At 69.4% G+C, this 17659-nt stretch carries 16 protein-coding genes and 2 pseudogenes; 13 read left to right on the top strand and 5 right to left on the bottom strand.

Features of this window, described 5'->3' with window-relative positions; translation table 11 throughout:
* Positions 1-95: 95 nt before the first annotated feature.
* Positions 96-1040 (bottom strand): RNA polymerase sigma factor SigF, encoded by a 945-nt coding sequence (locus AB0I23_RS17250; protein ID WP_359110185.1) that lies wholly within the window; start codon positions 1038-1040, stop codon positions 96-98.
* Between the two features lie 306 nt (positions 1041-1346).
* Between AB0I23_RS17250 and AB0I23_RS17245 the strand changes: the two genes are divergently transcribed.
* The 4 genes and pseudogenes from AB0I23_RS17245 to AB0I23_RS41685 form a co-directional block, all read left to right on the top strand.
* Positions 1347-1715, top strand: coding sequence for an STAS domain-containing protein (locus AB0I23_RS17245; protein ID WP_359110049.1), 369 nt, complete (start codon positions 1347-1349; stop codon positions 1713-1715).
* Between the two features lie 236 nt (positions 1716-1951).
* Entirely contained in the window at positions 1952-2449 is a 498-nt protein-coding gene (locus AB0I23_RS17240) for an ATP-binding protein (RefSeq protein WP_359110048.1), read from the top strand.
* Between the two features lie 174 nt (positions 2450-2623).
* Positions 2624-3287: pseudogene (locus AB0I23_RS17235) on the top strand (peptidase).
* A 112-nt stretch (positions 3288-3399) separates the two neighbouring features.
* Positions 3400-4205, top strand: a pseudogene (locus AB0I23_RS41685) (hypothetical protein); the annotation flags it as partial.
* Between the two features lie 68 nt (positions 4206-4273).
* Here the strand turns inward: AB0I23_RS41685 and AB0I23_RS17220 are convergent.
* Positions 4274-5764 carry an oligopeptide:H+ symporter gene (locus AB0I23_RS17220; protein WP_359110047.1) on the bottom strand — a complete coding sequence of 497 codons (1491 nt, stop codon included), beginning with the start codon at positions 5762-5764 and terminating at the stop codon, positions 4274-4276.
* Between the two features lie 493 nt (positions 5765-6257).
* On the opposite strand from AB0I23_RS17220, the gene AB0I23_RS17215 reads away from it, so the two are divergent.
* Both AB0I23_RS17215 and AB0I23_RS17210 read left to right on the top strand, forming a co-directional pair.
* Positions 6258-6935: a response regulator transcription factor gene (locus AB0I23_RS17215; protein WP_359110045.1), complete on the top strand. Its 678-nt coding sequence runs from the start codon at positions 6258-6260 to the stop codon at positions 6933-6935.
* 15 nt (positions 6936-6950) lie between these two features.
* Complete coding sequence (locus tag AB0I23_RS17210) at positions 6951-8216, top strand: ATP-binding protein (protein WP_359110043.1); 1266 nt, start codon at positions 6951-6953, stop codon at positions 8214-8216.
* 84 nt (positions 8217-8300) lie between these two features.
* Here the strand turns inward: AB0I23_RS17210 and AB0I23_RS17205 are convergent, their stop codons facing one another.
* On the bottom strand, positions 8301-8819 hold the full coding sequence (locus AB0I23_RS17205) for a GtrA family protein (protein WP_359110042.1): 519 nt from the start codon (positions 8817-8819) through the stop codon (positions 8301-8303).
* Positions 8820-9000: 181 nt separating this feature from the next.
* Here AB0I23_RS17205 and AB0I23_RS17200 point away from each other — a divergent pair, with 181 nt between their 5' ends.
* Genes AB0I23_RS17200 through AB0I23_RS17185 form a run of 4 tightly spaced genes read left to right on the top strand, consistent with a single transcriptional unit; the run spans position 9001 to position 12362 of the window.
* A complete protein-coding gene (locus tag AB0I23_RS17200) occupies positions 9001-10152 on the top strand; it encodes a 5-(carboxyamino)imidazole ribonucleotide synthase (protein WP_359110040.1) in 1152 nt (383 codons plus the stop codon).
* A complete protein-coding gene (purE, locus tag AB0I23_RS17195; protein WP_359110037.1) occupies positions 10149-10688 on the top strand; it encodes a 5-(carboxyamino)imidazole ribonucleotide mutase in 540 nt (179 codons plus the stop codon). The genes AB0I23_RS17200 and purE overlap by 4 nt, the downstream gene beginning before the upstream one ends.
* A 49-nt stretch (positions 10689-10737) precedes the next feature.
* Positions 10738-11970, top strand: coding sequence for a dipeptidase (locus AB0I23_RS17190; protein WP_359110035.1), 1233 nt, complete (start codon positions 10738-10740; stop codon positions 11968-11970).
* Positions 11971-12020: 50 nt separating this feature from the next.
* Positions 12021-12362, top strand: a complete 342-nt coding sequence (locus tag AB0I23_RS17185; RefSeq protein ID WP_359110034.1) for a membrane dipeptidase — start codon at positions 12021-12023, stop codon at positions 12360-12362.
* Between the two features lie 20 nt (positions 12363-12382).
* On the opposite strand, the gene AB0I23_RS17180 is transcribed toward AB0I23_RS17185, so the two are convergent.
* Positions 12383-13726: a UDP-glucose dehydrogenase family protein gene (locus tag AB0I23_RS17180; protein WP_359110032.1), complete on the bottom strand. Its 1344-nt coding sequence runs from the start codon at positions 13724-13726 to the stop codon at positions 12383-12385.
* Between the two features lie 189 nt (positions 13727-13915).
* Here AB0I23_RS17180 and AB0I23_RS17175 point away from each other — a divergent pair, with 189 nt between their 5' ends.
* The 3 genes from AB0I23_RS17175 to AB0I23_RS17165 all read left to right on the top strand — a co-directional run bounded on the left by AB0I23_RS17175 (position 13916) and on the right by AB0I23_RS17165 (position 16143).
* Positions 13916-15073, top strand: a complete 1158-nt coding sequence (locus AB0I23_RS17175; protein WP_359110030.1) for an acyl-CoA dehydrogenase — start codon at positions 13916-13918, stop codon at positions 15071-15073.
* 414 nt (positions 15074-15487) lie between these two features.
* Complete coding sequence (locus AB0I23_RS17170; RefSeq protein WP_359110028.1) at positions 15488-15964, top strand: hypothetical protein; 477 nt, start codon at positions 15488-15490, stop codon at positions 15962-15964.
* Positions 15961-16143: a hypothetical protein gene (locus tag AB0I23_RS17165; protein WP_436846948.1), complete on the top strand. Its 183-nt coding sequence runs from the start codon at positions 15961-15963 to the stop codon at positions 16141-16143. Before AB0I23_RS17170 ends, AB0I23_RS17165 begins: the two co-directional genes overlap by 4 nt.
* A gap of 132 nt (positions 16144-16275) precedes the next feature.
* On the opposite strand, the gene AB0I23_RS17160 is transcribed toward AB0I23_RS17165, so the two are convergent.
* On the bottom strand, positions 16276-17577 hold the full coding sequence (locus AB0I23_RS17160) for an LCP family protein (RefSeq protein WP_359110027.1): 1302 nt from the start codon (positions 17575-17577) through the stop codon (positions 16276-16278).
* Positions 17578-17659 lie beyond the last annotated feature (82 nt).

The following is a 17659-nucleotide window of genomic DNA, read 5'->3' as shown; positions in this document are numbered from 1 at the left end:
GAACGTGGCGCTCCGTCAACAATGCGGAAGGACCTGCCCCTTGCCGGGCAGGTCCTTCCGCAAGTGGTCCCGCGGGGGCGCGGGGAACTCCGGGGTCATTCCTCCAGCGTCAGGCCCTTCCTGAGCTTGACCAGCGTCCGGGAGAGCAGCCGCGAGACATGCATCTGGGAGATGCCGAGTTCGTCGCCGATCTCCGACTGCGTCATATTGGCGACGAAGCGGAGCGAGAGGATCTTCCGGTCGCGACCGGGCAGCGAGGCGATCAGCGGCTTCAGGGACTCGACGTACTCGACGCCTTCGAGCCCGTGGTCCTCGTAGCCGAGCCGGTCCGTCAGGGCGCTCTCGGTCTCGTCCACCTCGGGCTTGGCGTCGAGCGAGCTCGCGGTGTACGCGTTGCTCGCGGCCATGCCTTCGACGACCTCGTCGTTGGTGAGTCCGAGGCGCTCGGCGAGTTCGCCCACGGTGGGCGCCCGGTCGAACTGCTGGGCGAGTTCGTCGCCCGCCTTGGCCAGGTCGAGCCGCAACTCCTGCAGTCGGCGCGGGACGCGCACGGACCAACTGGTGTCGCGGAAGAACCGTTTGATCTCGCCGATGATGGTCGGCATCGCGAAAGTCGGGAACTCGACGCCCCGGCTCAGCTCGAACCGGTCGATCGCCTTGATCAGGCCGATGGTGCCGACCTGGATGATGTCCTCCATGGGTTCGCTGCGGGAGCGGAACCGGGAGCCGGCGAACTTGACCAGGGCCAGGTTCAGTTCGACGAGTGTGTTGCGTACGTACGCGTACTCGTAGGTGCCTTCTTCGAGGGTTTCGAGCCGCGCGAAGAGTGTCTTCGACAGCGCCCTGGCGTCCAGTGCGCCCACTTCGTCGTACGGCGAGATCTCGGGAAGTCCTTCGAGACCGTCGCTGTCCTTGGTGCTGCTGGTGCTGCGGCGCGGGCCGGGTACGGCGCCCGCGGCAGGGGAGTCTGATTCGGTCAGTCCCTGAGGACATGCTGACGTCGCGATATGGGTACGCGGTTCGTCGAGCCGGGGTGACATGGTCTCCTCCATCGTTCTCGGCATATGGCTGCCGATGCCCATACGTGTTCCTGCGGTGAAGCGGCGCCTCCAAAGCCGGTCGTGTTTCGGGTGTCCCTCTACCCTTACCCGGTCCGGACGTGCAGATACAACCGCCAATTGATGCCATATGTCCGGTTTGTTGAGGTCTTCGGCTACCGTGTGCCGCACGAAACGCGTAGTGTTTTGAGGACGTCAGCGACGGCTACACACGCAACCGCACGCGTCATCACAGACGGTGACGCGCATGGTGACGCAGGCAGTGACGGACGGCGAAGAGGGACGGGCATGGACCGCCAGACGGTCGGCAGTGCGCACCGGGGTCGACTTGAGGTCGAGGTCCGGACCGAGGGGCGCAGCGAGGTAGTGACGCCGGTGGGTGAGTTGGATCACCACACCGCCGATCTGCTCCGCGAACCCCTGGAGAGCGCGGTCGAACAAGGACGGACCCGCCTGGTGGTCGACTGTTCGCGACTCGAATTCTGTGATTCCACCGGGCTCAATGTGCTGCTCGGTGCCCGCCTCAAGGCGGAGGCGGCCGGGGGAGGGGTCCATTTGGCCGGAATGCTGCCGATGGTGGCGAGGGTCTTCGAGATCACCGGGGCCGAGGCGGTCTTCACCGTCCACGACTCCCTCGAATCGGCGCTGGACGCCTGATCGTGGCCCGGAGCGCAGGCTCACCCGTCCCGGGCGTCGCCTGCCTCACGCATTCCGCGGGGGCGAAGTGGGTGTTGTCACGATACGGCCGGGCAGGAGACATCCCGGCGAACCTCTTGTGACCTGGGCGGCCCGCACACTCTGTATGCGGTCGGTATCCGTATCGGCGGCTGCACCCCTATCTGTATCTGTATCTGTTCAATGGCGACATGGTGAATCGGTGAGGTGAAGCGCTGATGAGCACCACCCGGCAGCATCCGCCGGGCGACCTCGGCCGGGAGCCGGAGGGCGCGGGCGACGGCGCAGCCTCCTCCGGGCCCGTCGACCGGCAGTGGCGCACGCTGCCCCTGCGGCAGGTCAGCGGCATCGTGCCGACGGCCCGCGATTTCGCCCGCCAGGCACTCCACGACTGGGGCTGGCTCCCCGCGTCGAGCGCCGACCGGCGCGCAGCCGCCGAGGACGTCCTGCTGGTCGTCTCCGAGCTGGTCACCAATGCCTGCCTGCACGCGGAAGGACCCGAGGAGCTGCGCATCGCCTGCGCCCCGAAGGTGCTGCGGGTGGAGGTCGTCGACGGCGGTGCGGGACAGCCCGCGCCGCGCACCCCGCACCGGGCGGGACGGCCCGGCGGGCACGGCATGTTCATCGTGCAGCGGCTCTGCCTGGACTGGGGTGTCCAGCGGGTGCCGGGCGAGCCGGGCAAGACCGTATGGGCGGAGCTTGCCGCCCCCGCGTAGTCACCACCCGAACCGTCGGGCCGTTCGGCCCCTCCTCCTCACCCCCGAAGAGCGCGCCGGATCGGCGCGCTCTTTGTCTTCCCTCCATACGGCCCAAGGCGTACCTCGAGCGCCCAATCTGATGTGTCGTCAGTAACGTGCGTCGGAGTGATGCGGCGCGCGGCGACTTCCGGCATGAGGGGAACCGAGGTGCCGTACCCGAAGCGAACAGCTCTCGCGCCGGCGTCCGCGCTGGCCGGCTCGGTGGTGCTGCCGGCCGCGCCCGCCGCCCACGCCGCGGTCGTGGACGTCGACTACACGTGCAGGACCCCGATCGGCGACAAGAGCGCGGTGCCGCCCATCGAGATCAAGGGCGTGAAGAGCGGCAGCAGTTACACGCTCACGATGTCCTTCCGGAAGGGTGTCTCGTCCAGCCCCGTCGAGCTGGGAAGGGTGCCATGAAGCCCGGCGCGGTCATCCGGTCGACCGGCGCCGAATCGGGTCGGGTCCAGGTCCCGGGACCGGCGAACACCGCGGCGATCCCGGCGAACACCCCGATCAAGATCAGCGACCTGTCGGGTACGTACACCCCGCGGAAGAGCGGCAAGGTCGGCTTCACCGCCGGAGTGCTCACCGTCAAGGCGCTGGTACGACCACGACCCGCACCCCGGGCAACAGTCCGAAGCCGTCGCTCGAACCCGACGTGACGGCGGCGGGCGGCTCGAAGGACACCTCGGACACGACCCTGCCGAAGACCGGGCCGCTGGACTCGGCGATGACGCTCGGCGGCACGGTGTTGCTGACCGGAGCGGCCGGAGTGCTGTGGCTGACCCGGCGCGGACAGCGGGCCGCGGGCTGAGCTCCGCCGAACCGCCGCGCGCCGTCCGTACGTACACGCCCGTTCTGTACGCAGCAGGGAGTCCGCCCGTGGCCGGCGGCGCCCTGGTGGCGCCGCGCCGGAGCAGCGCCCGGACGAACGGCAGTGGCGCGGCACCGTCGCGCCCGGTCGCAAGGCACAGATCAAGGCACAGATTCAGACTGCCGGTCGAACTGACGGCGGGCGCCCACGGTGACTACCGGGTCTCCCTGCGGTAGGGGACGAAGGCCGTCGCCGAACAGCCGTGGGGGTCGGCGGTCCCTGGGGCGTCACGCTCTTCTGGATCCTGCTCCGCGTCGTCGTACCGGCGGCCGTGTTCCGCATCGGCATGGCGATCGTCGACAAGGTGCGGCCCCGCGCCGCGTACACCCCGGCCCGCGTCGGTCGCCACCGCCATCCACTGCCGGCCGACGCCAGCCCCGCCGACATCCCGGCCGATTCGGTGAAGCCCTCCATGGAGGTCGGGCTCGGCGGAGCCGACAAGGGCACGGTCCATGTCGAGGGCCCCACCGACAAGGAGCCCATCAAGTCCGGCGAACCGATCGAGATCCCCGATCTCACGGGTACGTACAGGCCGGGCGCGAGCGGGAAGTCCACTCTCAGCCCGGGCGTGCTGACCGTGAAGGCGCTCGGCACGACGACGACCTGCACCCCGCCCGCCGGTGTCGCGGTCTCCCTGGAGCCGGACCCTCGTCCCAGCCCGGTGGGGCCGTCGGCGGCTCGGACACGGGCGGCGCCACGACCGGCGGCGGCACGGACTCCGGCGGCGGACCGGCTGCCACCGGCGCCGACGACAACGGCACCCTGCGCGCACTCGGCCTGGTCGCCGGTACGGCGATCCTGCTGGGCGGCGCCGTGTTCACGTTCACCCCGTGGCGCAGGCTGCGCGGCACCCGGTGAGCTGAGCCCGTACGGAAAACGCGAAAGGCCGCCGCACCGGCGATCCGGTGCGGCGGCCCTTCAGTGGCTCAGTGCACGTCACCCATGAGCTGCTTGACCTTGTTGCGGTACATGAAGATCGCGACACCCGCGGCGGCCGCGAGCGCGGCCTGCAGAGCGACGATACCGGTGCCGTTGAGGTCGACACCCGCGATGGAGAGCAGACCCGTGGTGCAGTCACCGGCGGTGACGGCCAGGAACCAGACACCCATCATCTGGCTCGCGTACTTGGCCGGAGCCATCTTCGTGGTGACGGAGAGACCGACCGGGGACAGCGTCAGTTCGGCGACGGTCTGCACGAAGTAGATCGCGACCAGCCACATCGCGGCTGCCTTGTGACCATCCGTGGCGATCGTCAGTGGCATCAGGAAGAGGAAGAACGACGCGCCGACCAGCACCAGACCGGAGCTGAACTTCACGATCGTGCTCGGCTCCTTGCCACGCCGGTTCAGCGCCAGCCAGAAGGCGGCGAAGACCGGGGCCAGCGCCATGATCAGGACCGGGTTGACCGACTGGTACCAGGAGACCGGGAAGTTCCACCCGAAGACGCTGTTGTCGGCCGAGCTGTCGGCGAAGATCGCCAGGGTCGAACCGCCCTGGTCGTAGATCATCCAGAACATGGCGGCGGCGACGAAGAACCAGATGTAGCCGGACATCTTCGACTGCTCGGCGGCGCTGAGCTCCTTGTCGCGCTTGATGCGCGCCAGGACCGTGACCGGAATGACCAGACCCGCGACGGTGATCGGGACGAGGATCCAGTTGAGCGTGTAGACGCCGGTGACGACCGTGACGATGTAGAAGACCGCCGCGATGGCCAGCCAGATCATGCCCTTGCGCAGCGTGCCGGCGCGCTCGGCGGCCGACAGCGGCTTCGGGACGACGAGGCTGCGCTCGTTCAGGTGGCGGGTGCCGAACAGGTACTGGACGAGGCCCAGCCCCATGCCGACCGCGGCGAGCGCGAAGCCCAGGTGCCAGTTGACGTTCTCACCGATGGTGCCGATGACCAGCGGGGCGGCGAAGGCGCCCACGTTGATCCCCATGTAGAAGATCGTGAAGCCACCGTCGCGGCGAGGGTCGTCCGGACCGTCGTAGAGGTGGCCGACCATCGTGGAGATGTTGGACTTCAGCAGACCGGAGCCGATGGCGACGAGGCCGAGACCGGCGAAGAAGGTGCCCTGCGAGGGCAGCGCCAGCGTCAGGTGACCGATCATGATGACCGCGCCGGCGATGGCGACCGTCTTGCGGGGACCCCAGACACGGTCGCCGAACCAGCCGCCGGGCATGGCGAGCAGGTACACGAGCGACACGTAGACCGAGTAGATCGCCGTGGCCGTGGCGGGATCCAGGTGAAGCCCGTTGGGGGCGATCAGGTAGAGGGGGAGCAGGGCCCTCATGCCGTAGTAGCTGAAGCGCTCCCACATCTCGGTCATGAAGAGAGTGGCCAGGCCGCGGGGGTGGCCGAAGAAGGTCTTCTCCGAGCCAGCCGTGCTGGCGGAGTCCTTCGTCAGGCTGGACGCCATGGTCGATCCTTGCTTGCTCGGGACGCGACGCCTCGTGAGCGTGACGCGCCCGGTGGGGGGAGGCCGGCACCGATGCGGCAAACGCCCCATCCCTCACGCCTGAGAAGGGATCTGCTCCGGACTCCGCACGGTGTACGGAGCGGGTACCGGAGTCGGGGGACCAGCTGCATCGGGATCCACGCCCGGCGCACTTCCTCGCGCTCCGGGCCCGGCCACAGGTCATTCACTGAAGTCAGGGCTGGCGGGTACCAGTCCCGCGCACAAAAGAGACCCTTGGCGCTTAAAGCTGCCCAAAGGTCTTTGAGTAGTGCAACAGGCGTCGAGTCACCATACGACACGACGGTGGTCGAATTGAAAGGACTTGAGAGATGAATCACAGGTTCAGGTGCAACCAAACTCGCATATTCCAAGGCGGCCCTCCGAACGGGACTCGGACCCACAGGCCTTGTGGATCACCTCCCGGTGGCCGCCCCGTTCGGACTACCATCACTCCATGACCCGTGTACTGCTCGCCGAGGACGACGCTTCCATCTCGGAGCCGCTGGCTCGCGCCCTGCGTCGGGAGGGATACGAGGTCGAGGTCCGCGAAGACGGTCCGACCGCTCTCGACGCCGGCCTCCAGGGCGGCGTCGACCTGGTCGTGCTCGACCTTGGACTGCCCGGGATGGACGGCCTCGAAGTAGCCCGACGGCTCCGCGCGGATGGCCACGCCGTGCCGATCCTGGTGCTCACCGCCCGCGCGGACGAGGTGGACACCGTCGTCGGCCTGGACGCCGGAGCCGACGACTACGTCACCAAGCCGTTCCGCCTGGCCGAACTCCTCGCCCGGGTCCGGGCGCTGCTCCGGCGCGGCGCCACCGACCCGACCTCGCAGCCCGCCACGCACGGGGTGCGGATCGACGTCGAATCGCACCGGGCCTGGATGGGCGACGAGGAGCTCCAGCTCACCGCGAAGGAGTTCGACCTGCTGCGGGTCCTGGTCCGCGACGCCGGCCGGGTCGTCACCCGCGACCAGCTGATGCGCGAAGTCTGGGACACCACCTGGTGGTCGTCCACGAAGACGCTCGACATGCACATCTCCTGGCTCCGCAAGAAGCTCGGTGACGACGCGGCCAACCCCCGCTACATCGCGACCGTCCGGGGCGTCGGCTTCCGGTTCGAGAAGAGCTGACGTACAGAAACAGTCATGCGCCGCCGACTGATCAACTCCACGCTCGCCGTGGTGCTCGTGGTGATCGCCGTCTTCGGCGTCTCCCTCGTCATCGTCGAGACCCGCACCATCAGCAACAGCGCCCAGGAGAGTGTCGACTCCGAGGCGCTGCGGCTGATCAGCGTGGTCGAGAGCCGGCTCCTCGGGGCGGAACGGATCAACCCCGGGGTGCTGGCCCAACAGGTCGCCCACAACCGGTACGCCCGGATCGAGATCCCCGGCCGCACCCCCATCGAAGTGGGCACGCGTCCCGCCGGCAGTGTGATCAGAAGTACGGCGAAAGGGGGGCAGGGCGAGAAGGTCACCGTCGAGGAGTCCAGTTCCGCCGTCACCCGCGAGGTCGGGCGCACGCTGATGATCATCGGTGCGGTGGCACTGCTCGCGATCGTCTCCGCGGTGCTCCTCGCCGTACGCCAGGCCAACAAGCTGACCTCGCCGCTCACCGACCTCGCCGAGACCGCGGAACGCCTGGGCTCCGGTGACCCGCGGCCGCGCCACAAGCGGTACGGGGTGCCGGAGCTGGACCGGGTCGCGGACGTCCTCGACTCCTCCGCCGAACGGATCGCCCGGATGCTGACCGCGGAACGCCGGCTCGCAGCCGACGCCTCGCACCAGCTCCGTACGCCGCTGACCGCGCTCTCCATGCGGATCGAGGAGATCTCCGTCACCGACGACCCGGACACGGTGAAGGAGGAGGCGAACATCGCCCTCACCCAGGTCGAGCGCCTCACCGACGTGGTGGAGCGGCTGCTGACCAACGCCCGCGACCCGCGCACCGGCTCAGCGGTCGTCTTCGACCTCGACGAGGTCGTCAAGCAGCAGATCGAGGAGTGGCGCCCCGCCTACCGCGGCGAGGGCCGCGCCATCGTCCGCTCCGGCAAACAGGGCCTGCGGGCCGTCGGCACGCCGGGCGCGGTCGCCCAGGTGCTGGCCGCGCTGATCGAGAACTCACTGATGCACGGCGGCGGCACCGTGGCCCTGCGCACCCGGGTCACCGGCAACCAGGTGGTCATCGAGGTGACGGACCAGGGCCCCGGCGTCCCGCCCGACCTGGGCGCCCGGATCTTCGAGAGGACGATCAGCGGCCGCAACTCGACGGGAATCGGCCTCGCGGTCGCCCGCGACCTGGCCGAGGCGGACGGCGGCCGTCTGGAACTGCTCCAGCAGCAACCGGCGGTCTTCGCCCTGTTCCTGAGCCGGGTGGCCCTGAACCGCCAGGAACCGGAACGACCGGTCCGCTGAATCAAGCTTGTCGACGGGGCCCCACGCCCTTGAGGCCATGGAGGGAGACCGGGGACAGAACGGCAATCGGACGCCCCCGGCGCCTCACCTTCGTACCGGCTCCGCCTGCTCCGCCGGTACCGGCTCCGCGGCCCCGCGTCGCTGGGTCACCACGCCTACGCCGTCTTTGGCAGGCAGCGCCTTGAACACCCAGCTCCGGTAGGACCAGAACCGGAACAGCGTCGCGATCCCGATTCCCAGGATCTTGAAGATGTTGCTCTGGACCGGGCTGTTCCATCCGAACCCGTACGTCGCCGTGTACAGCACACCGTTCTCGATCGCCGCACCCACCGCGCTGAACAGCAGGAACAGCGTCAGTTCCCGGGTCCGCCCGGTCTTGTCACGGTCCCGGTACGTCCAGTAGCGGAAGCCCACGTAGTTGAAGAGGATGGCGACGAACGTGGCCAGCAGACTGGCCCGCACCACTTGAAGGTCCGTGGTCTGCCACAGCAGGTTGGACACCGCGATGTTGACCAGCAGACCCATCGCACCGACCACGCCGAACTTGGCGACCTCACGGGCCAGCACATCCAGCCGGGTCCGTAGTACGCCCCGTTCGTTCATGGTGATTGCTCAGCCCCGTCCGTGGATTCGGTCGACCCGGTCATGCTAACCAGCCCTCCTGCGAGATACCTGTGGGCAACCGCCGAGGCGTGGCGAGCCTGTGACTGTGACATGGGGCCTCCGGCCGCCGCCTTCCGGGGCATCGTCCGGCGGTCCCCGGGACGCCCGATACCCTGGAGAAGTGACGTTCCCGGTAGTCGGCATGGTCGGCGGCGGTCAGCTCGCCCGTATGACCCACGAGGCGGGCATCCCCCTCGGCATCAAATTCAAGCTCCTCAGCGACACTCCTCAGGACTCGGCGGCCCAGGTGGTGAGCGAAGTCGTCATCGGCGACTATCGCGACCTGGACACGCTGCGCGCTTTCGCGCGCGGTTGTGACGTGATCACCTTCGATCACGAGCACGTCCCGACCGAGCATCTGCGGGCCCTGGAGGCGGACGGCATTCCCCTGCGCCCCGGCCGCGAAGCGCTGGTGCACGCCCAGGACAAGGGGGTGATGCGCGCGAAGCTCAGCGAGATCGGCGCGCCATGCCCCCGCCACCGCATCGTGACGGACCCGGCGGACGTCGCGGCCTTCGCGGCCGAGATCGGTGGCTTCCCCGTCATCCTGAAGACGGTCCGCGGCGGCTACGACGGCAAGGGCGTCTGGGTGGTCCGCTCCGAGGCGGACGCCGCCGACCCCTTCCGGGCCGGTGTCGCGGTCCTCGCCGAGGAGAAGGTCGACTTCGTACGGGAGCTGGCGGCCAACATCGTCCGCTCGCCCCACGGCCAGGCCGTCGCCTACCCGGTCGTCGAGTCGATCCAGGTCGACGGCGTCTGCGACACGGTCATCGCCCCGGCCCCCGAGCTGAGCGAGCAGCTCGCCGGCGAGGCCCAGCAGCTGGCCCTGCGGATCGCCGCCGAGCTCGGTGTCGTCGGCCATCTCGCCGTCGAACTCTTCGAGACCCGTCATGACGACGGGACTCCCGGCATACTCGTCAACGAGCTCGCGATGCGGCCGCACAACTCCGGGCACTGGACCCAGGACGGCGCGATCACCTCGCAGTTCGCCAACCACGTCCGGGCCGTTCTCGACCTGCCGCTCGGCGACCCGCGCCCGCGCGCCACCTGGACGGTCATGTGCAACGTCCTCGGCGGCGACTTCCCGGACATGTACCAGGCGTACCTGCACTGCATGGCCCGCGACCCGCAGCTCAAGATCCACATGTACGGCAAGGACGTGAAGCCCGGCCGCAAGGTCGGACACGTCAACACCTACGGCGACGACCTGGCGGACGTGCGTGAGCGCGCCCGGCACGCGGCCGACTACCTGCGAGGAACGATCACCGAATGACTTCCCCCGCCTCCGCCGCGCCGGTCGTCGGCATCGTCATGGGTTCGGACTCCGACTGGCCCGTGATGGAAGCAGCGGCCAAGGCCCTCGACGAGTTCGAGATCCCGTACGAGGTCGACGTCGTCTCCGCCCACCGCATGCCGCACGAAATGATCGCGTACGGGGAGAACGCCGCGGACCGCGGTCTCAAGGCGATCGTCGCGGGCGCGGGCGGCGCGGCCCACCTGCCCGGCATGCTCGCGTCGGTCACCCCGCTGCCCGTGATCGGCGTCCCGGTGCCGCTGAAGTACCTGGACGGCATGGACAGCCTGCTGTCCATCGTGCAGATGCCGGCCGGTGTGCCCGTCGCGACCGTGTCGGTCGGCGGTGCGCGCAACGCGGGTCTGCTCGCCGCCCGCATCCTCGCCGCCCACGACAGTGAGCTGCTGGCCCGCATGCGGGAGTTCCAGCAGGAGCTGAACGACCAGGCGACCGAGAAGGGCAAGCGGCTGCGCAGCAAGGTCGAGGGCAGCGACTCCTTCGGCTTCGGCAAGTAGACACATTCGGCACGTAGACACAGCGGACAACGAGCGGAAGCGGGCGACCATGGCGGATCAGATCGCGGAACGGACCACGGACCACTCCGGGGACCACCTCGCGCAGGCGGCAGAACTCCTCGCCGAGTACCCGGTCGTCGACGGTCACAACGATCTGCCCTGGGCGCTGCGCGAACAGGTCGGGTACGACCTGGACGCCCGCGACATCGCCACCGACCAGTCCGCCCACCTCCACACCGACATCGGGCGGCTGCGCGCCGGCGGCGTCGGCGCGCAGTTCTGGTCCGTCTACGTACGGTCCGACATGGCGGGCGAGGACGCCGTCAGCGCCACCCTCGAACAGATCGACGTGGTCGCCGAGCTGCTGGAGCGCTACCCCGCGGACCTGCGGCGCGCCCTGACCGCCGACGACATGGAGGCGGCCCGCGCCGAGGGCCGGATCGCCTCCCTGATGGGCGCCGAGGGCGGCCACTCCATCAACAACTCGCTGGGCACCCTGCGCGCCCTGCACACCCTCGGCGTCCGCTACATGACGCTCACCCACAACGACAACATCGCATGGGCGGACTCGGCGACGGACGAGCCGGGCGTCGGCGGGCTCTCGCCGTTCGGCCATGAGGTCGTACGGGAGATGAACCGCACCGGCATGCTGGTCGACCTCTCCCATGTGGCGGCCACGACGATGCGCGACGCGCTCGCCACCTCCACCGCCCCGGTGATGTTCTCGCACTCCTCGTCGCGGGCGATCTGCGACCACCCGCGCAACATCCCCGACGACGTCCTCGCACAGCTCCCGGCCAACGGCGGCATCGCCATGGCGACCTTCGTGCCGAAGTTCGTCCTTCCGGAAGCCGTCGAGTGGACCCGCGCGGCGGACCGGAACATGCGCGACCACGGTCTGCACCACCTCGACACCACCGCGCAGGCCATGAAGATCCACGCCGAGTTCGAGGCCGCCCACCCGCGCCCGATGGCCACCGTCGCGACGATCGCCGACCACCTCGACCACATGCGTGAGGTCGCCGGGATCGACCACATCGGCATCGGCGGGGACTACGACGGCACCGCATTCCTCCCCACGGGGCTCGAGGACGTCGCGGGTTACCCGAACCTGATCGCCGAGCTCCTCGCCCGCGGCTGGTCCGCCGCCGACCTCGCCAGGCTCACCTGGCGCAACGCGGTACGGGTGCTGCGCGACGCCGAGGCCGTCGCCCGCGACCTGCGGGAGCGACGGGGCCCGTCCCACGCCACGATCGAGGAACTCGACGCCCCGGCGTCCTGACGTCCCACGGGACGGGAGGGCGCCCCCTCCCGTCCCCCGAAGGTCTCTGCATGGTCGGCTTCGCCGCGGACCAGGTCGCCCGCGAGGGGACAGCCTCCCTGCGCGAGGTCGCCGACCGTCCGGAGCACGTACGGGACGTGGCAGGCCCGGACTGCGTGGGCCTCGGCGCCGGGTACGACACGGGGACGACGCACGCCGACGGTCTCACGGACGTCTCCCGCTGTCCGCAGCTGGTCGCCGAGCTACTGGAACGGGACCGGCCGGAGTCAGATACCGCCGCGCTGACCTGGGGGAACGCGGTACGCGTGATGCGTGAGGCCGAATTCGCCGCCCGCGCGGAACAGCTCCGCCGGACCCCGTCGACGGCCACGATCGGCGAACCCGACCGCTAGGGGCGTGTCCGGGGGGTGGGTCAGGCGCGGGGCCGGCCCATCGCCCGGTAGGTCCAGCCCGCTTCGCGCCACACCGTGCTGTCCAGCGCGTTGCGGCCGTCGAGGATGATCCGGTGTGCGGCTGCCCCGCCCAGCGCCGCCGGGTCCAGCTCGCGGAACTCGCGCCACTCCGTCAGGTGCAGCACCACGTCCGCGCCGCGCACCGCGTCCAGCGCCGACTCGGCGTACCCGAGCGTCGGGAAGAGCTGCCGGGCGTTGTCCATGCCCTTCGGGTCGTAGACGGTGACCTGGCCGCCCTGGAGGTGGATCTGCCCGGCCACGTTCAGGGCCGGCGAGTCGCGTACGTCGTCCGAGTCCGGCTTGAACGTCGCACCCAGCACGCCCACCCGCTTGCCGAGGAACGAGCCCCCGCCCACGGCCTCCCGGGCCAGCTCCACCATGTGACCGCGGCGCCGCATGTTGATCGAGTCGACCTCACGGAGGAAGGTCAGCGCCTGGTCCGCGCCCAGCTCACCGGCGCGGGCCATGAAGGCCCGGATGTCCTTCGGCAGACATCCGCCGCCGAAGCCGATCCCGGCCCGCAGGAACTTGGCTCCGATCCGCTCGTCGTGACCGATCGCCTCGGCCAGCTTCGCCACATCACCGTCGGCGGCCTCACAGACCTCCGCCATCGCGTTGATGAAGGAGATCTTGGTCGCCAGGAACGAGTTCGCCGAGGTCTTCACCAGTTCCGCGGTCGGGAAGTCCGTCACCACGAACGGCGACCCTTCCGCGACCGGCACCGCGTACACCTCGCGCAGCACCTTCTCGGCCCGCTCGCTCTCCACACCGACGACGATCCGGTCCGGGTGCAGGGTGTCCTTCACCGCGAAGCCCTCGCGCAGGAACTCCGGGTTCCAGGCCAGTTCCGCATCGGTTCCCACCGGCGCCAGCTCGGCCAGCCGGGCCGCGAGCCGGGCCGCGGAACCCACCGGCACGGTCGACTTGCCGACGACCAGGGCGGGCCGGGTGAGCTGTGGCGCCAGCGACTCGAAGGCCGAGTCCACGTACGACATGTCGCAGGCGTACTCGCCGTGCTTCTGCGGGGTGTTCACGCAGACGAAGTGCACATCACCGAAGGCACCGACCTCTTTCCACGAGGTGGTGAACCGCAGCCGCCCGGTGGATCCCCCGATGCCCGCGACGTGCTTCCGGAGCAGCTCCTCCAGACCCGGCTCGTACATCGGGACCCGACCGCCGCTGAGCATCTCGATCTTCTCGGGCACGACATCGAGCCCGAGCACTTCGAAGCCGAGTTCCGCCATGGCCGCGGCGTGGGTGGCGCCGAGGTAGCCGGTGCCGATCACAGTGATTCTGAGGGCCATGGAGTGCTCCAGAGAGATGCGGACAGACATGCGGTGAACGAGCATAGTCCTGCCTCTGAAGGCCGGGTTTTACGGGCTCGGGGGGACCCCTGTCGCGAAGCTCACGTGCAGTTCGCATAGGCCTTTCCGAGCCAGGCACCTAAAATTCGGTTACTTAACGGTAGTTAGCATCCCTGGGGAGTGAGAGTCTTGGCGGGTTCCACCGATTTCGACCTGTACCGTCCGGCCGAGGAGCACGACATGCTCCGCGAGACGGTCCGTGCGCTCGCCGAGGCGAAGATCGCCCCGTTCGCTGCGGCGGTCGACGAGGAGGCCCGCTTTCCGCAGGAGGCGCTGGACGCCCTGGTCGCCTCCGATCTGCAGGCCGTGCACGTCCCCGAGGAGTACGGCGGCGCCGGAGCCGACGCCCTCGCCACCGTGATCGTGATCGAGGAGGTGGCCCGCGTCTGCGCCTCCTCCTCCCTGATTCCGGCCGTGAACAAGCTCGGCTCGCTCCCGGTGATCCTCTCCGGTTCCGAGGCGCTGAAGAAGAAGTACCTGGGCCCGCTCGCCAAGGGCGACGCGATGTTCTCGTACTGCCTCTCCGAGCCCGACGCGGGCTCCGACGCCGCCGGCATGAAGACCAAGGCCGTCCGTGACGGCGACTTCTGGGTCCTCAACGGCGTCAAGCGCTGGATCACCAACGCGGGCGTCTCCGAGTACTACACGGTGATGGCCGTCACCGACCCGACCAAGCGCTCCAAGGGCATCTCGGCGTTCGTCATAGAGAAGTCGGACGAGGGCGTCTCCTTCGGCGCCCCGGAGAAGAAGCTCGGCATCAAGGGCTCCCCGACCCGCGAGGTCTACCTCGACAACGTCCGGATCCCCGCCGACCGCATGATCGGCGAGGAGGGCACCGGCTTCGCCACGGCGATGAAGACGCTGGACCACACCCGCATCACGATCGCGGCCCAGGCCCTCGGCATCGCGCAGGGCGCCCTCGACTACGCCAAGGGCTACGTCCAGGAGCGCAAGCAGTTCGGCAAGCCGATCGCCGACTTCCAGGGCGTCCAGTTCATGCTCGCCGACATGGCGATGAAGCTGGAGGCGGCCCGTCAGCTCACCTACTCGGCCGCCGCCAAGTCCGAGCGTCTCGACAGCGACCTCACCTTCTTCGGCGCCGCAGCCAAGTGCTTCGCCTCCGACGTCGCGATGGAGATCACCACGGACGCGGTCCAGCTGCTCGGCGGCTACGGCTACACGCGGGACTACCCGGTGGAGCGGATGATGCGCGACGCCAAGATCACCCAGATCTATGAAGGCACGAATCAGGTCCAGCGGATCGTCATGGCGAGGAACCTTCCGTAGAGCGGTCGGCTTCGCAGACCGGTACGGTACGTGCCCTTGGTGCGTGTCAGGGGCGTGATGTCCTGGCGCACACCGAGGGCGCTTCTGCGTGGTGGGGAGCGTCGTCGCGTCAGGTCCGCCCTCCGGGCAGTCTGCGGCTCTCAGGTCGGCGGCGGTCCGCGGTCGGGCGGGGACGCTTCTCCGCCATGGTCCACTGGATGCCGAAGCCGTACGCCCGGTCGACCCGCTCGTGGACGGATGTGTCCGGCAGGCCCGGGAACCAGCGGACCTCGCGCCGGACGGTGAGTCCTTCCCCCTCCGGTGTGACCAGGGCAATCGCGCAGGCTGCCGACCCGGCGGGTGAGTCGTCCAGCAGGATCCGGCAGCCGGCCGGGCGGCTCGGCTCTGCGGCGCCGTGGCGTACCTTCCCTTCCCATGACCGACATCACCGCACTCACCGGCCTGTTCACCGCCCTCGGTGCCGACGACGCCGAGGGCTGGGCCGACTCCGAGGCCGAGGAGAACATTCCGCAGCTCGCCCGCTACCGCTTCCTGCGCATGGTCTGGCAGGACATCGACGGGTGGAGCACAGCGGCCCCCGACTGGGTCGAGGCCTACCGCAAGGACGGGCTCGCCGGTGGCGCCGTCGAGCGGGCGCTGGCCCTCGGTCTGACCCCCGGCGACCTGGGGGAGATAGCCCGTGAGGTGGCGAAGGAGACAGCGTTCGGCCTTCTCTACGGACTGGAGGACCCGGCCGACGGAGCCCTTCCGCCCGAGATCGAGCAGAAGCTGCCCGGCTGGTGCCTGGCCGAGCTGACACCGGGGGGCGAGCCCACGGGACGGATTCTGGACGCGCTGTACGAGGACCTGGACGAGGTCGAGCCGCAGGGGCCTGCGGGAGGCGTGCGATGACTGCGTTCGATGTGAGCGAGCGGCGGATCCGGGACGGGCGGGCCGAGAGCTGCGCCCGGACCTTCGCGCGGTTGTGCGCCCACACGGTGCCCGCGCTGCTGGACGCCGCCGGGGTCGGTCCCGGAACGCGGGTGCCGCATGTGGCCCTGCCGGCCCGGGGGAGCAGGCCCGCGGGGTGAAGGCGCGGACGGGCCGGGCCTCATGGGCCCGCTCCGGGTATGACGCGGGGTCGCCTGTACGGCGAACCGCCCGCTCCGGGCATCACGCAGGGCCCGGACGGTGAACTGTCCGGGCCCTGTCTTCGCCTGCCGTCAGTTGCCGGAGACGGTGACCTTCTCGTCGTTGTTGAGCTGCTCCACCAGCTGCTTGACCTTGGCCTTGTCCCAGACCAGATTCCCGCCCGTGGAGCCGGAGATCGGCATGTTCATGGACGTGCCGTCACCGCCCGTGACGCCCTTCATCGCGAAGAACATCTGGCCCAGGTCCCACAGCGACATGTCCTTGTCGACGATCAGAGTGTCGAGACCGGCGCCCATCGTCGGGTACAGCTTGAACGGGTTGAGGATCGTGGACGGCGTCGCCGTCTGGCTCGCCAGCGCCGCGAGGAACTTCTGCTGGTTCTTCGTACGGTCCAGGTCGCTGCCCGCGAAGGCGTACCGGGTCCGCACGAAGGCGAGGGACTGCTCGCCGTCGAGGGTCTGCTTGCCGGCCTGGAAGTCGGCGCCGGAGTTCTTGTCCTTGAACGCCTTGGGGATGTCGAGCTCCACCCCGCCGATCGCGTCCACGATCTTGGCGAAGCCGCCGAAACCGATCTCGACGTAGTGGTCGATGTGCAGCCCGGTGTTGAACTCGACGGTACGGACCAGCAGTTCGGGCCCGTCCTCGGCGTACGCGGCGTTCAGCTTGGTGAAGCGGCCGCGGCCCGGGTAGAGCTTGCCGGAGTCGGAGCCCTTGTACGACGGGATCTCGACATTCGAGTCACGCGGCAGCGACACCAGCGTCGGGCCGTTGGAGCCGTCGTGCAGGATCATCATCGAGTCGGTCCGCTTGCCTTCGGCGGAGCCGGTGTGGAGCTTCTTCTTGTCCGCGGCCGACATGCCGGCGCGGCTGTCGGAGCCGACGATCAGATAGTTGGTTCCGTCGCCCGAGCTCGGCCGCTCGATCACCTTGGAGAGGTCGACCTCACGCTTGAGCTTGGAGTCGGCCCAGAAGTACGTGCCGATGGAGACGGCCAGCACCACGACCACGAGGGTCAGGGTGCCTATCTTTATCCGGCGGCGCCAGTCCGGCGCGGGCCTCCCCTGGACGTAACCGCCGTCACCCCGGCCGCCGCCGTGACCGTAGCCACCGCCGCCGTGGACGTGGCCCGTGTGGTAACCGCCGCCGTACCCTGCGCCGTCGTCATAGCCGCCGGAGTACTGCGGTGCCTCGGGCTGACGCTGTCGCGGCGCCGTCGGACGCTGCTGAGGCGGCGCGGGGCGCTGCTGAGGCGGTGCGGGGTGCCGCTGGACGTGCCGCATGGCGCGGGCGCCCTCGGGCTGGGCGCTGTCACTGCCCCGTCCGTAGCGGTCGTTGCGGTCGTCGTCGGTCCATCCACCGGGCCTGTCGCTCATGCGGTCCAGTGTGCAGTCCGGGCGTGCCGGTATTACAGGGGGTGTGAGATATCGGGCCCGGGCTGTTGCGAAGCTGATGCAA

It is taken from the genome of Streptomyces atratus, assembly GCF_040655115.1.
Taxonomy (GTDB): Bacteria; Actinomycetota; Actinomycetes; order Streptomycetales; family Streptomycetaceae; genus Streptomyces; species Streptomyces atratus_D.
Note: the sequence above shows the minus strand (reverse complement) of the source record. Positions and strands in the feature narration are given on the sequence as shown.